Origin of the sequence: Caulobacter sp. FWC26, from assembly GCF_002742645.2 — a bacterium.
Classification (GTDB): domain Bacteria; phylum Pseudomonadota; class Alphaproteobacteria; order Caulobacterales; family Caulobacteraceae; genus Caulobacter.
The window spans coordinates 1,111,682-1,126,126 of sequence record NZ_CP033875.1; the positions used below are offsets into that span (position 1 = coordinate 1,111,682).

Below are 14,445 nucleotides of genomic sequence, written 5' to 3' on the forward strand. Positions count from 1 at the left end.
GGGCCGATGTCTCTGGTTCCCTTCGACGATCGCGACGGTTGGATCTGGCTTGACGGGCAATTCGTGCCCTGGCGCGAAGCGAAGGTGCATGTTTTGACCCATGGCCTCCACTATGCGTCGTCGGTGTTCGAAGGCGAGCGCATGTATGGCGGTGAAATCTTCAAGCTGACCGAGCATACCGAGCGCCTGTTCAAGTCGGCCGAGATCCTCGACTTCAAGATCCCCTACACGGTGGCCGAGATCGACGGGGCCTGCAAGGCGACGGCGGCCAAGAACGGCCTCAAGGACTGCTATGTCCGTCCGATCGCCTGGCGCGGCAGCGAAATGATCGGCGTTTCGGCGCAGCAGACCAAGATCCACGTCGCCATCGCCGTCTGGGAGTGGCCCAGCTACTTCGATCCGGCGACCAAGGCCAAGGGCATCCGCCTGACCTGGGCCAAGTACCAGCGTCCGGACCCCAAGACCGCGCCGGTCGCGGCCAAGGCCGCCGGCCTCTACATGATCTGCACCATCTCCAAGCACGCCGCCGAAAAGGACGGCTACGCCGACGCGATGATGCTGGACTATCGCGGCTATGTGGCCGAGGCGACCGGCGCCAACGTGTTCTTCGTCAAGGACGGCGTGCTGCACACGCCCAAGCCCGACTGCTTCCTGGACGGCATCACCCGCCGCACGGTGATCGACATCGCCAAGCGCAAGGGGATCGAGGTGGTCGAGCGCCACATCCAGAAGGAAGAGCTCTCGACCTTCACCGAGTGCTTCATCGTCGGCACCGCCGCCGAGGTGACCCCGGTCTCGGAAGTGGGCGAGTTCAAGTTCACGCCGGCCAAGCTGTCGCTGGACCTGATGGACACCTACGCCGCCCTGGTGCGCGGCGAGGCGATGGCGACGGCCTAAGGTTCTCCTTCTCCCCTTGCGGGAGAAGGTGGCCCGAAGGGCCGGATGAGGGGTTTCTCGGCATGGCCGCGCGACCCCTCACCCGACCGCCTCCGGCGCCCACCCTCTCCCGCAAGAGGAGAGGGAAGGGTTAGGGCCCCCTCATCCCGAGGAGGAAAGAGTTGAAACGTCACTGAAGGCCAGATATTGCGACGCACTCGCATTCTCAGGATCTTCCGATGTCGTCTCGTCTCGCCCTTCTGCTGTCGTCCGCCCTGTTGGGAGGCGTCGTGGCCAGCCCCGCCTTGGCGCGCCAGGCCGAGACGACCCAGGTCGAAGAGGTGGTCATCACCGGCTCGCAGGTGCGTTTGCCGCCCGCCTACGCTGGCGACCAGGTCGCCAGGGGCGCGCGCGTCGGCCTGCTGGGCGCGCTGGACACGATGGACACCCCGTTCGCCATCACCAGCTACACCGAAGCGCTGATCCGCAATCAGCAGGCCCGCAGCGTCGCCGACGTGCTGCAGAACGACCCGACCGTCCGCGTGACCAAGGGCTTTGGCAACTTCCAGGAGCTGTACGTCGTTCGCGGCTTCCCGGTCTATTCCGACGACATGACCTATAACGGTCTCTACGGCGTGCTGCCGCGCCAGTTCGTGGCGGCCGAGCTGATCGAGCGGGTCGATGTGTTCCGCGGCGCCAACGCCTTCCTGAACGGCGCGGCCCCCGGCGGCAGCGGCGTCGGCGGCGCGTTCAACCTGACGCCCAAGCGCGCCTCCAGCACCCCGCTCACCCGCTTCACGGCCGGTTGGGACGGCGGCGAGCAGGTCTATGGCTCGGCCGACATCGCCCGCCGCTTTGGCCAGAACGACGCCTATGGCGCGCGCGTGAATCTTGGCCTGCGCGGCGGCGAGACGGCCGTCGACGGCGAAAAGCGCGACCTGACGGTGCTGGGCCTGGGCCTGGACCGTCGCGGCGACCGCGCCCGCTTCTCGGCGGACCTCGGCTGGCAGGATCACCGCATCGAAGGCGCGCGTCCGACCGTGACCCCGGCCGGCGCCATCCCCAAGGCCCCCTCGGGCGACAAGAACTTCGCCCAGCCCTGGACCCACACCGACGAGCGCCAGCTGTTCGGCGCGGCGCGCGGCGAGTTCGACCTGACCGACACGGTCAGCGCCTGGGCCGCCCTGGGCGGTCGTCAGGGCAAGGAAGACAACGTCCTGGCTAACCCGACGGCTCTGGCTGACGGGACGCTGAGCGCCTACCGCTTCGACAACGTCCGCAAGGACTCGATCCTGTCGACGGACGCGGGCCTGCGCGCCAAGTTCGCCACGGGCGCGGTCGGTCACGCGATCGTCGCCTCGGTCGCCCAGGTGAACCTGAAGTCCAGGAACGCCTACGCCTTCTCGAACTTCGCCGGCTTCGCCAGCAACCTCTACAACCCGGTGGCCGTCGCCGCGCCGAACCCGAACTTCTTCGTGGGCGGCTCCAAGAGCGATCCGAACGTCACCGAGCGCGTGAAGAACCGCAGCGTCGCGGTGGCCGACACCCTGTCGTTCCTGGACGAGCGCCTGCTGGTCACGGTGGGCGTCCGCTATCAGGACATCCAGACCCGCTCGTATGACTACAACACCGGCGCCCGCAACGGCGCCTATGACGGCGACGCCACCACCCCGGCCGTGGCGGCGGTGTTCAAGCCCAGCGACAAGGTTTCGCTGTACGCCAACTACGCCGAGGCCCTGGTCCCCGGGAAGATCGCCCCGGCCCAGGTCAATGGCGTGGCGGTGGCCAATGTCGGTGAGATCCTGTCGCCGTTCCGCGGCGAGCAGACCGAGATCGGCGCCAAGTACGACGCCGGCGCGTTCGGCGGTTCGATCAGCCTGTTCCGCACCACCCAGCCGGCCGAGTATTTCGAGGCCGCCAGTCGTCGCTACACCGCCGGCGGCGAACAGGAGAACCAGGGCGTCGAACTGACCGTCTTCGGCCAGCCCGCCCCGGGCCTGCGCCTCTTGGGCGGCGCCACCTGGCTGGACGCCCAGATCAACCGCGCCCTGTCGGCCGCGCTGCAGGGCAAGGCTCCGATCGGCGTGCCGGAATTCCAGGCTAACCTGAACCTGGAGTGGGACGTCGCCGCCGTCGAGGGGCTGACCCTGGAAGGTCGCGCGGTCCACACCGGATCGCAGCAGGCCAACACCGCCAACACCGTGTCGCTGGACGCCTGGACGCGCTTTGACCTCGGCGCGCGCTACGCCTTCGAAGCTGGCGGCAAGGCGGTCACCCTGCGGGCCCGCGTCGAGAATCTGGCCGACAAGAACCAGTGGGTGGCGGTCGGCGGCTATCCGGGCGCCAACTACCTGACGCTGGGCGCCCCGCGCACCCTGCGCCTGTCGATCAGCACGGACTTCTAGCGCGGATGAAGGCCCGGACGCTCCGCGCCTGGTCGTGGGTTCACAAGTGGTCGAGCCTGGTCTCGACCGCTTTCCTTCTGATGCTCTGCATCACGGGGCTGCCGCTCGTGTTCACCCACGAGATCGAGCATGTCCTGATGGAAGAGGCCTGGACGCCTGCGCGTCCGGACGGCCCCAAGCTGACCCTCGACCAGGTGCTGGAGACCGCACTCGCCCGTAAGCCGGGCGAGGTTCCGGCCTTCATGAGCTTCGACGAAGACCGGCCGGTGGTGAACGTCACCAGCGTGCAGCCGGGCGGCAAGGCGGGAGTCTACAGCTTCCAACCCATCGACCACACCAGCGGCGAACCCGCTCCGCCGGTCGCGGGGCATCCTGTCATGGAGTTCCTGCTCCAACTGCACACCGACATGTTCCTGGGTCTGGCGGGCATGTTGTTCCTGGGCGCGATGGGGCTGCTGCTGATCGCGGCCCTGGTCTCGGGCGTGGTGCTGTACGCGCCTTTTATGCGCCGCCTGCCGTTCGGCACGGTGCGGGCCAGCAAGCGGGCGCGCACGCGCTGGCTGGACTATCACAACCTGTTGGGCGCGGTTACGGCGGCCTGGGTGCTGGTGGTCGGCGCTACCGGCGTCGTCAACACCCTGGCCACGCCGATCGTCGGCTACTGGAAGAATACGGCGCTCAAGGAACTGACGCAGGCCTATGACAGCCCCGTCGCGCCGGGCCAGCGCAGCTCGCTACAGGCCGCCGTCGACAAGGCCAAGACGGCCCTGCCGGACAAGGAGCTTCAGTTCGTCGCCTTCCCGGGCTCGGACTATTCGACCGACCACCACTATGCGGTGTTCTTTCACGGCAAGACGCCGCTGACCAAGCACCTGACCACGCCAGCCCTGATCGACGCCCGCACCGGCGAGCTGGCCGCCATTGCGCCGACGCCCTGGTACGTCAAGACCCTGTCCTTGTCGCAGCCGCTGCACTTTGGCGACTATGGCGGGCTGGGCCTGAAGATCGTCTGGGCGCTGCTCGACATCGCCACGATCGTGATTCTGGCCTCCGGACTCTATCTGTGGCTCGCCAAGCGGAAGGCCGCGCGATGAAGACCGGTCACCATCTGACGCTGTGGCAGGTGTTTAGCGTACCGGCGGCGATCGCCGCGCTGAGCCTCTTCGGCTTGGTCGTCGCCCTGCTGGGCGATGGCCTCTGGAACGTGATCGGCGCGCTGACGCTTGGGGCGTCGGTCATCGCGACCGTCTGGGCCTTGGCGGCGCGCCGACGTTAGGCGGAACTAACGCCCCTCCAGGTCCCTGCCGCCGCACGCCGTCGGCTGTCGCACCGGATTGCAGACCGCGACCTTGCTGTCCGGCAGGCGCACCGTATAGCCGCCGGCAAAGCGCGGATCGGCCCAGATGTAGTCGGTCGAGATGTACTGGGCGCCGCTGGTGAAGGCGGCGGTGCGCTGGGTGGTGTCGTTGGATCGGGCCGCGCGCGTATCGGCGTCGGCGCGGGTGCGAACGATGAAGCCGGCCTTCACGGCGGCCGCGATGCGGTCTTTCTCGTCGACCGGATCGTTGAGCGTCAGATAGGCGGCGGCGGGCGAGGCTTCGTCGGTGTTGACGAACATGGCCCGGCCTTCCAGCGACGCGCGCTTGCCCCGGTAGATCGCGACCTTCTCGGGACCCTCGTCGAGGGCGAAGAACACCTTGCCGCGCGCCGCGCCCAGCTTGGGCCAGCCGCCGCCCAATTTCGCACCGGCCAGGACGCCTTCGCGCAGGGTCTTGGCCTTGCCCTGGACCAGATCCGGCGTGATCAGCCGATCGTCGCCGAACACCGAGCGGATCTCGGCGTCCAGCGCATCGAACAGCGCCTTGGTGAAGGGCAGGGGCGTCACCCCGCCCGGCATGGTGGCCGCGCCTTCCTTGGCGTTCAGCATGATCAGGATCGGAACGTGGTCGCGGTGGGTGTCCGACCAGGCGCGGATCGTCTTCAGACAGGCCACGAAGGTCACGCACGAGGACCGGAAGTCGACATCGGGCATGTGCAGGGTCTTGAAGCCCGGCTTGGCCAGCGCGGCGGCTACGTCCGGCGGCAGGGTCGTTCCCCGGCCAAACACCGTCAGCGGCTTGGCGTAGAGACCGCCTTGCGGGTCGGCGACAATGTCGATCTCCAGCTGCCGCGCCCCGGCGTCCAACTGTTCGACCAGCGGGCGATGGCCATAGTCGATCCCCAGCGCGGCGGGGCCGCGCGCGGCGACCATGACGGCCATCTCCTCGGGCGGGATCGCCAGCTTGTAGGAATTGTGGGTCCCCACGACCATCATGTCGTTCATGCCCAGCGCGTCGATCCGCTGGCGCACGCAGGCGGGCTGCTCGTCCGAGGCGGGGCAAGGGGCGGCGGCGACCGCCAGGGCGGCGAGAAGGTTCAACATCACGGGACTCCGAAACCGTACCTGCCCCCTAGCGCCCGCGCGTGACGGTTTGACGTCGCGGGGAGGGGAGCGGATCGTCTGTCATCAATCCTTGATCGAGTTGAGACGCCTCAGTCACCGATCCTCCCTATTGCCCGCGCAACTGTCGGCGCCCCTCCCCGGGCGTTCAGCCGACACCAGTGCAAGGGGGTATTCCTATGTCTCGCAGCAAGATCGCGCTTCTCGTGGGCGCGGCGCAACTCGTCATGGCCGCTCTGGCCCCGGTCGCCGAAGCCCGCGTCGTCGATCCTGCGCCGGCGTCGGTCGCCGACGCCGACCCGTCCGAAGTCGACGCCGTTGTTGTCACCGGTTTCCGCAAGTCGCTGGGCGTGGCCCGCGAGGCCAAGAAGACCAGCGCCATCGTCTCGGACGTGATCGTCGCCGAAGACATGGCCAAGTTCCCCGACCTCAACCTGGCTGAGTCGCTGCAGCGCCTGCCCGGCGTGGCCATCAACCGCGAAGGCGGCGAAGGCCGTCGCGTCAGCCTGCGGGGCCTTGGCCCCGACTTCACCCGCGTGCAGCTGAACGGCATGGAAGTGCTGGGCAACGTCGACTCGCCGATGGACAGCCGCGGCCAGACCTCGCGCGACCGCGCCTTCGACTTCAACATCTTCGCCTCGGACCTGTTCTCGAAGGTCGACGTGCGCAAGTCGTTCTCGGCCGAGCAGGATGAAGGCGGCATGGCCGGCACCGTCGGCCTCTACACCGCCAAGCCGTTCGACTACGCCGGGACCAAGGGCGCGATGTCGCTGCAGGTCGGCACCAACAGCGCCACCAAGGACACCCAGCCGCGCGGCGCGGCGATGATCGCCAAGAACTGGGACGACAAGTTCGGCCTGCTGGCCTCGGTGGCCTACTCCAAGCGCAAGACCGAGGAGCAGGGCTACAACACCTACGGCGCGGGCACCCAGAAGGCCCTGGCCGCCAACGTTGTCAATCTGAACGCCGCCGACGCGGCCAAGGCGATGAACGGCGAACTGATCTTCGCGCGCGGCAACCGTCTGTCGGTGTGGGGTTCGGACCAGGAGCGCCTGGGGATCACCGCCGCCGCCCAATGGCGCCCGGTCGAGAACGTCACCCTGACGCTGGACGCCCTGCACGGCAAGTTCACCAACGACCGCACCGAGATCCACCTGGCCACCCGCGCCTCGGTCGGCTCGACGGTTCTGGGCGGATCGACGCCGCACTCGGGCAATCTGGTCAGCCCGCCGCCGGTGCTCAATTCGATCCAGTACGACAAGTACAACACGATCATCTACGCCGACGTCGACAACACCGTCTTCGCGACCGAGACCCGCCGCCAGGAAGCCAAGAACACCTTCGATCAGCTGGTTCTGACTGGCGAGTGGGCGGTTTCGGACAAACTGCGCTTCGACGGCCACATCGGCCAGGAGACCTCGGACTACGACATCCCGATGTCGGACAAGTTCTACACCGAGGCGTTCGGCGGCCTGGTCACCGACTATCGCGGCGACACCGGCAAGAACACCTACAAGTGGAACACCACCGACCCGAACAATTACCGGGCCCACGAGATCGACTTCTCGGCCACCTACCAGACCACCAAGCTGAAGAACGCCGAGTTCAACGGAGCCTATGACTTCAACGACGCCGTGACCCTGAAGGGCGGCCTGTCGTATCGCGGCTTCAAGAACGAAGGCTACTCGCAGACCAACGACGACGTGAACAAGACGGCCTGGGAAAAGGGCACGCTGGACGACCGTCTCGACGGCGTGACCAAGGTCTTCACCCAGCACAAGGACCAGTCCTGGATCATCGTCGACTGGGACAAGGCGCTGGCCAAGTACGGCGTCACCCGCACCCTGGGCGCGCCGCGCTCGATCTATGCGGTCGAAGAGGACACCAAGGCGGGCTATCTGCAGCTGGACTGGAAGGCCGAGTTCATGGGCATGCCCCTGCGCGGCAACACCGGCCTGCGCGCCTATGAAACCGAACTGACCTCGTCGGGCGTGATGGCGGTCAAGGGCGTCAACACCCCCAGCGTCGCCAAGAAGACCTATTCGGGCGTGCTGCCGTCGCTGAACGCGGTGCTGGAGGTCTCCGACCGCTTCCAGATCCGCATGGCCGCCGCCCAGAACATCAACCGCCCGGCCCTGGGCGCCTACGCCATGAACGGCTCGATCAGCGTTGACGGCACGACCGTCACCGTCTCGACCGGCAACCCGAACCTCGAGCCCTACACTTCCGACGAGTTCGACCTGGCGGCCGAGTGGTACTTCGGCGACATCGGCATGCTGACCGCCGGCGTGTTCCACAAGAACATCGACGGCCTGGTCGCCAGCCAGACGACGACGAATGTCAGCTACGCCAGCACCGGCCTGGCCGAAGGCCTCTATCCGGGCGTCACAGCCTCGACCAATGTCGCGTCCTATACGCGCCAGGTGAACCTCAACAACGCCAAGTTGACCGGCCTGGAGCTGAGCGCCCAGAGCGACTTCTTCTTCCTGCCCGGTCCGCTGAAGAACATGGGCGCGGTCGCCAACCTGACCCTGATCGACAGCGAGACGATCAGTCTGGTGAACGGCAAGAACCAGAAGACCGACATCTTCGGCCTGTCGGACATCAACGCCAACGCCACGCTGTACTACGAGACCGCCAAGTACGGCGGCCGCATCTCGGCCAACTATCGTTCGGACTATCTGATCGACAGCGGCGCGTTCAACGCCACCACCTATGTCGACGCCGCGGCCTTCTATCAGTTGACCCCGCGCATCCGCCTCTCGCTGGACGCCATCAACCTGACCAACGAGCGCGAAGAGCAGGTCAACAGCTTCAACAACGGCTTCGGCCAGACCGGCGCCCGCCGCCTGTGGAACTTCACCACCAGCGGTCGCACGGTGTTCGTGGGGGCGAACATCCAGTTCTAAGAGCTGGGTTGAGCCAAGAGACGAAGACGCCGCCCAGGAGCGATCCTGGGCGGCGTTTTTCGGCGTCGAAGGGCGCTGACACGCTCGACGTGATGCGTGGGTCTTCGTCCGGCAAATGGTGGAAAGGCAGCCCCGGGCCGACCTCTCGGCGTTTTGGCGCGGCCGGTGCCGTAAGCCCGCGCTTACGCCCGGGCGCATAAGCCGTCCGCCGATAGCCGCCGGGCGCTCGACCACGCATCGCTTGTCCCATCTTAAGCCGGGAGAAGCCCCCATGACCGACGCCGCCGCCCCTCTGGAAGCCGCGCCGCCGCCGCGTCGCTGGGACCCCGTCGTCAAGCTGACCCACTGGACGATCGTCGGCGCCATCCTCGCCAACGGGCTGATCACCGAGGAAGGCTCGGGACCGCACGTCTGGGTCGGCTATGCCTTGGCCGCGACGCTGGCGCTGCGGCTGATCTGGGGCGTCATCGGCCCGGCCGAGGCAAGGTTCGCCGCCTTTCCACCCAGCCCCGCCCGCGCCTTGGCTCATATCCGCGAGATCGCCCAGGGACGCCGCACCGAGCACGCCTCGCACAATCCGCTGGGCGCGCTGATGGTCTACGCGATCTGGAGCACGCTGGCGGTCATCATTGTCACGGGCGTGCTGATGGCCAATGCTCCGGCCGAGGCCAAGTCCCCCGCCACGATCCCGCCCGCCGCCGAGGCCAGCGCCGCCCGCATCGTTCAGGGGCGCGAGGAGGCGGACGAGCATGAGGAGTCCGGCGAGAACTCCGAAGCGGGCGAAGGCGGTGAGGGCCATGGCGAGGAGGGGCCCCTGGCCGAAGTCCACGAGACGGCTGTCAACCTGCTCTATGTGCTGATCGTCCTGCACATCGCCGGCGTGGTCTTCGAGACCCGCCGAAGCGGTCGGCGGATTGTCTTGGCGATGCTTCCCGGGCGGCGCTAAAGCTTGCGCATGATCGGCCGCCGACGCGCTCTGGAACACAGGATCACGATGATCGCGGTCGTCGTGATCCTGCAGCTGGCCGCGACGCTGTTCTTCCTGGTCGACGTCACGGGCGACCTGCGCGCCAACGGATCGGGCGTCCATATCGCAGCCGAGGCCGGGGCGGCGCTCGCCCTGCTGGTCGGGGTGGTGTTCGGCGCGGCCCAGGTGCGCTGGCTGGTCCTGCGCGCCCGCCAGGACGAGGCGGCGGTGGCGGCGGCCAAGGGCGCGCTGGCCGATCTGGCCCGCCTGCGCTTTTCCGACTGGAAGCTGACGGCGGCCGAGGCCGACGTGGCGCTGTTTGCGCTGAAGGGCTGCGACGTCGCCGAGATCGCCGCCCTGCGCGGCGCGGCCGCCGGCACCGTCCGCGCGCAGCTCGCCCGCGTCTACGCCAAGGCCGGCGTCAATTCCCAGTCGGCGCTGATGGCGCTGTTCCTCGAGGAACTGGTCGAGGCGGGCGAGGGGTAGCGCGAAAGCAAAGGCCCGCCCGGGATCACCGGACGGTCGCGCTTCGATGTACGCGCAGTTCTTGGCCGAGAGGTCGCGGCTCAGGCGTAGGCCGCCCAACCGCGCCAGGTGAAGGCCGCCCAGAACATCGCCACGTCGCGGAAGCCGGCCTCACGCAGAATGGCTTCATCGTCCTCGGGGGCGATCATGCTGGCCATGGTCGCCACCGCAGAACGCGCACCCAGCGCCTTTTCCGCCTCGACCCCCTGCGAGATGGCGAAGGCGGCGTAACGGTCCAGCCAGAGATCACGTTCGCCTGACCCCTGCGGGAAGCTGCCGTGAGCGGCCACGAACGCCGCGCCGGGTTTGAGCCTTTCGCGGATGGCCGCAGCGGTGCGTACGCGCTCGCCGCGTTCCAGGAAGTGCAGGGTCAAGAGGCAGGTGGCGCCATCGAAACCACTGGCGGTCACGTCGTCGACATAGCCCTCAACCAGCTCGACGCGATCAATCAGCGGTCCCAGGGTGCGCGCGGCTTGGCGCAGCATCTCGCCGGCCGGGTCGACACCGACGAATGTCCAACCCGGATGGGCGCTCGCCATAGCCTTCAGCTCAAGGCCGCCGCCAGCGCCGACGACGAGAATGCGGGCGTCATCCGGCGCGCGCTCGGCCAGCAACAGGCCGCACATGGCGTGCATCGCCTCCAGGCCCGGCACGAAGCGGCGCGGGCCGTCGGCGTACTTGGCGACGGCCTCGGGGTCCGAGAAGGCGGCCAGAAACTGTTTGGAGCCGTCTTCAGTGCGCATGGATCATCTCATGGCGGCGCGCGGCCATGCCGGCATGGAAATCCTGCCTGAGCATGGCCAGGGTCACCGCGGCGAAGCCGGCCTTCAGCACCGCCTCGGCCTGGTCGAACACCGCGCCCAACGCTTTGTTGACCGCCTGTTCGACCAAGCATGAAGGCGCTTCGGTGCGGTTGCCGATGGCCAGCAACTCGGCTGCGCCGAGGGCCTCATGCACCTGCAGCATCGTGATGTCTTCAAGCGGCCGCGCGATCGTCCAGCCGCCGCCATGGCCCTTCTCGGACGCCACGAGGCCCGCCTCGCGCAGACCACCGAGAATCCGCCGCACCACCACGGGATTGGTGGTCATGGCCCTGGCCAGCTCTTCCGAGGTGGACGGGCGTTCGTGTTCGGCCATGTGCAGCAGCACGTGCAGCACGCCGGAAAGCTGGCTGTTCCTTCTCATGTAACTTTATATGTTGCGAGAATCGCGCTGCGTCAAGAACGCAGCAGAAAGGCCGCCCGGGATCACTCCCGGGCGGCCTCAATGCAATCTCGCGAGGGACGGCCCTTAAGCCGCTTCCGCAGCCTCCGCCGCAGGCAGGCGGATCAGATAGTCGAACGCCGAGAGCGAGGCCTTGGCGCCTTCGCCCATGGCGATGATGATCTGCTTGTAGGGCGTCACCGTCGCGTCGCCGGCGGCGAAGACGCCGGGGATCGTGGTTTCGCCGCGATAGTCGACCTCGATCTCGCCGCGCGGCGACAGCGCCACGCCGGAGTCCTTAAGCCATTCGGTGTTGGGCACCAGGCCGATCTGCACGAACACGCCTTCCAGGTCGACGCGGTGGGGCGCGTCGCTGTTGCGGTCCTTGTAGGTCAGGCCATTCACCTTGGAGCCGTCGCCGTGAATCTCGGTGGTCATGGCCGAGGTGACGATCTTGACGTTCGGCAGGCTGGCCAGCTTGCGCTGGAGCACGGCGTCGGCGCGCAGTTGGCTGTCGAACTCGATCAGCGTGACGTGAGCGACGATGCCGGCCAGATCGATGGCCGCCTCGACGCCGCTGTTGCCGCCGCCGATCACCGCCACGCGCTTGCCCTTGAACAGCGGGCCGTCGCAGTGCGGGCAATAGGCCACGCCCTTGTTCTTGTACTCGGCCTCGCCGGGCACGTTGACGTTCCGCCAGCGGGCGCCGGTCGACAGGATGATCGTGCGCGACTTCAGGCTGGCGCCGTTCTCGAGCTTGATCTCGTGCAGGCCGCCCGGCGTCTTGGCCGGGATCAGGCCCACGGCCTTCTGCAGGTTCATCACGTCGACTTCGTAGTCCTTGACGTGCTGTTCCAAGGCGGTGGCCAGCTTGGGGCCTTCGGTGTGCGGCACCGAGATGAAGTTCTCGATGTCCATGGTGTCCAGCATCTGGCCGCCGAAGCGCTCGGCCGCGACCCCGGTGCGGATGCCCTTGCGGGCGGCGTAGATCGCCGAGGCCGCGCCGGCGGGCCCGCCGCCGACCACCAGAACGTCGAAGGCGTCCTTGGCCTTGATCTTTTCGGCCATGCGGTCGGCCGCGCCGGTGTCCAGCTTGGCCAGAATCTGTTCGACGTCCATGCGGCCCTGGCCGAACGGCTGACCGTTCAGCAGGATGGTCGGCACCGCCATGACCTGGCGCGCCTCGACCTCGGCCTTGAAGAGAGCGCCGTCGATGGCGACGTGACGGATGCGCGGGTTGAGCGCGCTCATCGTATTCAGCGCCTGCACCACGTCGGGGCAGTTCTGGCACGACTGCGAGAAGTAGGTCTCGAAGCTGTAGTCGCCGTCCAGGGCCTTGATGCGCTCGATCACCTCGGCGTCGAGGCGCGGCGGGTGGCCGCCCACGTGCAGCAGCGCCAGCACCAGCGATGTGAACTCGTGGCCCAGCGGCAGGCCGGCGAAGCGCACGTCAGCATCGCCCGCCGCGCGGGTGATGGCGAACGAGGGCTTGCGAGCGTCGGCGCCGTCGAAGGTCACGCTGACCTTGTCGGAGGTCGAGGCGACGTCCTCCAGCAGGGCCTTCATCTCGGCCGAGCCTTGGGAGTCGTCCAGCGAGGCGACGAGCGCGATCGGCTGGCGCAGGTTCTGCAGATAGGTGGTCAGTTGGGCTTTCAGACCGGCGTCCAGCATGGCGGGCTCCCTGGTTGGCTGGGGGAGTAGAAAGGGCGTTCGATTGTCGAAGGGGAGGGGATCGAACGCGGCGAACGATCGGGTAGCTCGGGTAGAGGGCGCGCCGCCCCGCCTCGGGCTGGAAGCGGAGCGGCGGCCAGGTCTCGTCAGACTTAGATCTTGCCGACCAGGTCCAGCGACGGGGCGAGGGTCTTTTCACCCTCTTCCCACTTGGCCGGGCAGACTTCGCCCGGGTGGCTGGCCACGTACTGGGCGGCCTTGATCTTGCGCAGCAGCTCGATGGCGTTGCGGCCGATGCCCTCGGCGGTGACTTCCATGAACTGGATGACGCCTTGCGGGTCGACCAGGAAGGTGCCGCGGTCGGCCAGGCCGACGCCCGGACGCATGATCTCGAAGTTGTTGGTCACTTGGCCCGACGGATCGCCGATCATCGTGTACTTGATCTTGCCGATCGCCGGCGAGCTATCGTGCCAGGCCTTGTGCGAGAAGTGGGTGTCGGTCGACACCGCATAGATCTCGACGCCCAGGCGCGTGAACACGTCGTAGTTATCGGCCAGGTCTTCCAGTTCGGTCGGGCACACGAAGGTGAAGTCGGCCGGATAGAAGAAGAAGACCGACCACTTGCCCTTCACGTCGGCTTCGGTGACCGTGACGAACTTGCCGTCCTTGTAGGCCTGGGCGGTGAAGGGTTTGATCTCGGTGTTGATCAGCGACATGAGGCGCTCCGGTTGGAAAGGATGGGCGCTGTCTATAATGCGCCGCACAATCGATCCAATTGATAAAACTTCTGGATGGAATAGGTTTCATCTATATTCTGAAGGGGCTTGATTACGGTCAAGATCCGTCCAGCGTAAGGGCTGGCGCGTATCGCCTCGCAGGAGGTGACCCCATGCTGAACACCGCTTTTGCTCTTTTCGCTCTGGCCCAGGCTGCTGCAGCGCAACCCCAAACGCCGCTCATCGACCCCGCCCGTCACTATTCGGGGGTCTGGATGGAGGTGGGCCGCACGCCGATGCGCATCACCAAGGGCTGCGTAGCCGCCACCACGGTCTACAGGCGCGTTGACGAACGCCGTGTGGCGGTCGAGGACGATTGCCGCCAGGGCGGCGTCGACGGCAAGCGCAAGGCGATCAAGGGCGACGGCGTCATCGAGGATCCGGGCGTCAACCGCCGCCTCAAGGTTTCATACCTGCCGTTCGTCACCTGGCGCTACGAGGTGCTGGATCAGGACCCGGCCGGCGCCTGGTTCATCTCGGCCAGCCCTGACCGCCGCAAAATCTTCCTCTACACGCGTGCGCCAGCCTCGCCCGAGTTGCTGAAGAGCATGACGGATCGGGCCCGCGCCCTCGGCTACCAAGGCGAGATCGAATACCCGGCGCCGCCGCCCGTCGGGCGGTAGCCGGCGGGCTTCCCTCTGCGTCACACTTTCAGCAAACGCCGTTGTCTGAT

12 protein-coding genes and 1 pseudogene are annotated in these 14,445 nt (G+C 67.3%); 8 read left to right on the forward strand and 5 right to left on the reverse strand.

The window, feature by feature from the left end:
- The first annotated feature begins 6 nt into the window (after positions 1-6).
- The 4 genes from CSW63_RS06800 to CSW63_RS06815 all read left to right on the forward strand — a co-directional run bounded on the left by CSW63_RS06800 (position 7) and on the right by CSW63_RS06815 (position 4,557).
- Entirely contained in the window at positions 7-897 is an 891-nt protein-coding gene (locus CSW63_RS06800; RefSeq protein ID WP_062095769.1) for a branched-chain amino acid aminotransferase, read from the forward strand.
- Between the two features lie 218 nt (positions 898-1,115).
- Entirely contained in the window at positions 1,116-3,281 is a 2,166-nt protein-coding gene (locus CSW63_RS06805) for a TonB-dependent siderophore receptor (RefSeq protein ID WP_062095768.1), read from the forward strand.
- Complete coding sequence (locus tag CSW63_RS06810; protein WP_062095767.1) at positions 3,191-4,375, forward strand: PepSY domain-containing protein; 1,185 nt, start codon at positions 3,191-3,193, stop codon at positions 4,373-4,375. Before CSW63_RS06805 ends, CSW63_RS06810 begins: the two co-directional genes overlap by 91 nt.
- Complete coding sequence (locus tag CSW63_RS06815) at positions 4,345-4,557, forward strand: hypothetical protein (protein ID WP_062095765.1); 213 nt, start codon at positions 4,345-4,347, stop codon at positions 4,555-4,557. The genes CSW63_RS06810 and CSW63_RS06815 overlap by 31 nt, the downstream gene beginning before the upstream one ends.
- 6 nt (positions 4,558-4,563) lie before the next feature.
- Here CSW63_RS06815 and CSW63_RS06820 read toward each other — a convergent pair whose 3' ends face one another.
- A complete protein-coding gene (locus tag CSW63_RS06820) occupies positions 4,564-5,706 on the reverse strand; it encodes a phosphatidylinositol-specific phospholipase C1-like protein (RefSeq protein ID WP_099503868.1) in 1,143 nt (380 codons plus the stop codon).
- Positions 5,707-5,781: 75 nt separating this feature from the next.
- On the opposite strand from CSW63_RS06820, the pseudogene CSW63_RS06825 reads away from it, so the two are divergent.
- The 3 genes and pseudogenes from CSW63_RS06825 to CSW63_RS06835 all read left to right on the forward strand — a co-directional run bounded on the left by CSW63_RS06825 (position 5,782) and on the right by CSW63_RS06835 (position 10,083).
- Positions 5,782-8,630 (forward strand): annotated as a pseudogene (locus tag CSW63_RS06825) (TonB-dependent receptor).
- A gap of 271 nt (positions 8,631-8,901) precedes the next feature.
- Positions 8,902-9,576 carry a cytochrome b/b6 domain-containing protein gene (locus CSW63_RS06830; protein ID WP_062095760.1) on the forward strand — a complete coding sequence of 225 codons (675 nt, stop codon included), beginning with the start codon at positions 8,902-8,904 and terminating at the stop codon, positions 9,574-9,576.
- A gap of 9 nt (positions 9,577-9,585) precedes the next feature.
- Complete coding sequence (locus CSW63_RS06835; RefSeq protein ID WP_082749454.1) at positions 9,586-10,083, forward strand: helix-turn-helix transcriptional regulator; 498 nt, start codon at positions 9,586-9,588, stop codon at positions 10,081-10,083.
- An 80-nt stretch (positions 10,084-10,163) separates the two neighbouring features.
- Here CSW63_RS06835 and CSW63_RS06840 read toward each other — a convergent pair whose 3' ends face one another.
- The 4 genes from CSW63_RS06840 to ahpC all read right to left on the reverse strand — a co-directional run bounded on the left by CSW63_RS06840 (position 10,164) and on the right by ahpC (position 13,712).
- A complete protein-coding gene (locus tag CSW63_RS06840) occupies positions 10,164-10,865 on the reverse strand; it encodes a bifunctional 2-polyprenyl-6-hydroxyphenol methylase/3-demethylubiquinol 3-O-methyltransferase UbiG (RefSeq protein ID WP_062095757.1) in 702 nt (233 codons plus the stop codon).
- Complete coding sequence (locus CSW63_RS06845; protein ID WP_062095755.1) at positions 10,855-11,307, reverse strand: Rrf2 family transcriptional regulator; 453 nt, start codon at positions 11,305-11,307, stop codon at positions 10,855-10,857. The genes CSW63_RS06840 and CSW63_RS06845 overlap by 11 nt, the downstream gene beginning before the upstream one ends.
- Positions 11,308-11,412: 105 nt before the next feature.
- Positions 11,413-12,996, reverse strand: coding sequence for an alkyl hydroperoxide reductase subunit F (gene ahpF, locus CSW63_RS06850; RefSeq protein ID WP_062095753.1), 1,584 nt, complete (start codon positions 12,994-12,996; stop codon positions 11,413-11,415).
- 152 nt (positions 12,997-13,148) lie between these two features.
- Positions 13,149-13,712 carry an alkyl hydroperoxide reductase subunit C gene (gene ahpC, locus CSW63_RS06855; protein WP_062095751.1) on the reverse strand — a complete coding sequence of 188 codons (564 nt, stop codon included), beginning with the start codon at positions 13,710-13,712 and terminating at the stop codon, positions 13,149-13,151.
- Between the two features lie 173 nt (positions 13,713-13,885).
- On the opposite strand from ahpC, the gene CSW63_RS06860 reads away from it, so the two are divergent.
- Positions 13,886-14,395: a lipocalin family protein gene (locus tag CSW63_RS06860; RefSeq protein ID WP_062095750.1), complete on the forward strand. Its 510-nt coding sequence runs from the start codon at positions 13,886-13,888 to the stop codon at positions 14,393-14,395.
- The last annotated feature ends 50 nt before the right edge of the window (positions 14,396-14,445 follow it).

Excerpts from the sequence above, each read along its gene's own strand:
- CSW63_RS06800 (WP_062095769.1), top strand. The coding sequence starts at position 7 with ATGTCTCTGGTTCCCTTCGACGATCGCGACGGTTGGATCTGGCTTGAC.
- CSW63_RS06805 (WP_062095768.1), top strand. The coding sequence starts at position 1,116 with ATGTCGTCTCGTCTCGCCCTTCTGCTGTCGTCCGCCCTGTTGGGAGGC.
- CSW63_RS06830 (WP_062095760.1), top strand. The coding sequence starts at position 8,902 with ATGACCGACGCCGCCGCCCCTCTGGAAGCCGCGCCGCCGCCGCGTCGC.
- CSW63_RS06835 (WP_082749454.1), top strand. The coding sequence starts at position 9,586 with ATGATCGGCCGCCGACGCGCTCTGGAACACAGGATCACGATGATCGCG.
- CSW63_RS06840 (WP_062095757.1), bottom strand. The coding sequence starts at position 10,865 with ATGCGCACTGAAGACGGCTCCAAACAGTTTCTGGCCGCCTTCTCGGAC.
- CSW63_RS06845 (WP_062095755.1), bottom strand. The coding sequence starts at position 11,307 with ATGAGAAGGAACAGCCAGCTTTCCGGCGTGCTGCACGTGCTGCTGCAC.
- ahpF (WP_062095753.1), bottom strand. The coding sequence starts at position 12,996 with ATGCTGGACGCCGGTCTGAAAGCCCAACTGACCACCTATCTGCAGAAC.
- ahpC (WP_062095751.1), bottom strand. The coding sequence starts at position 13,712 with ATGTCGCTGATCAACACCGAGATCAAACCCTTCACCGCCCAGGCCTAC.
- CSW63_RS06860 (WP_062095750.1), top strand. The coding sequence starts at position 13,886 with ATGCTGAACACCGCTTTTGCTCTTTTCGCTCTGGCCCAGGCTGCTGCA.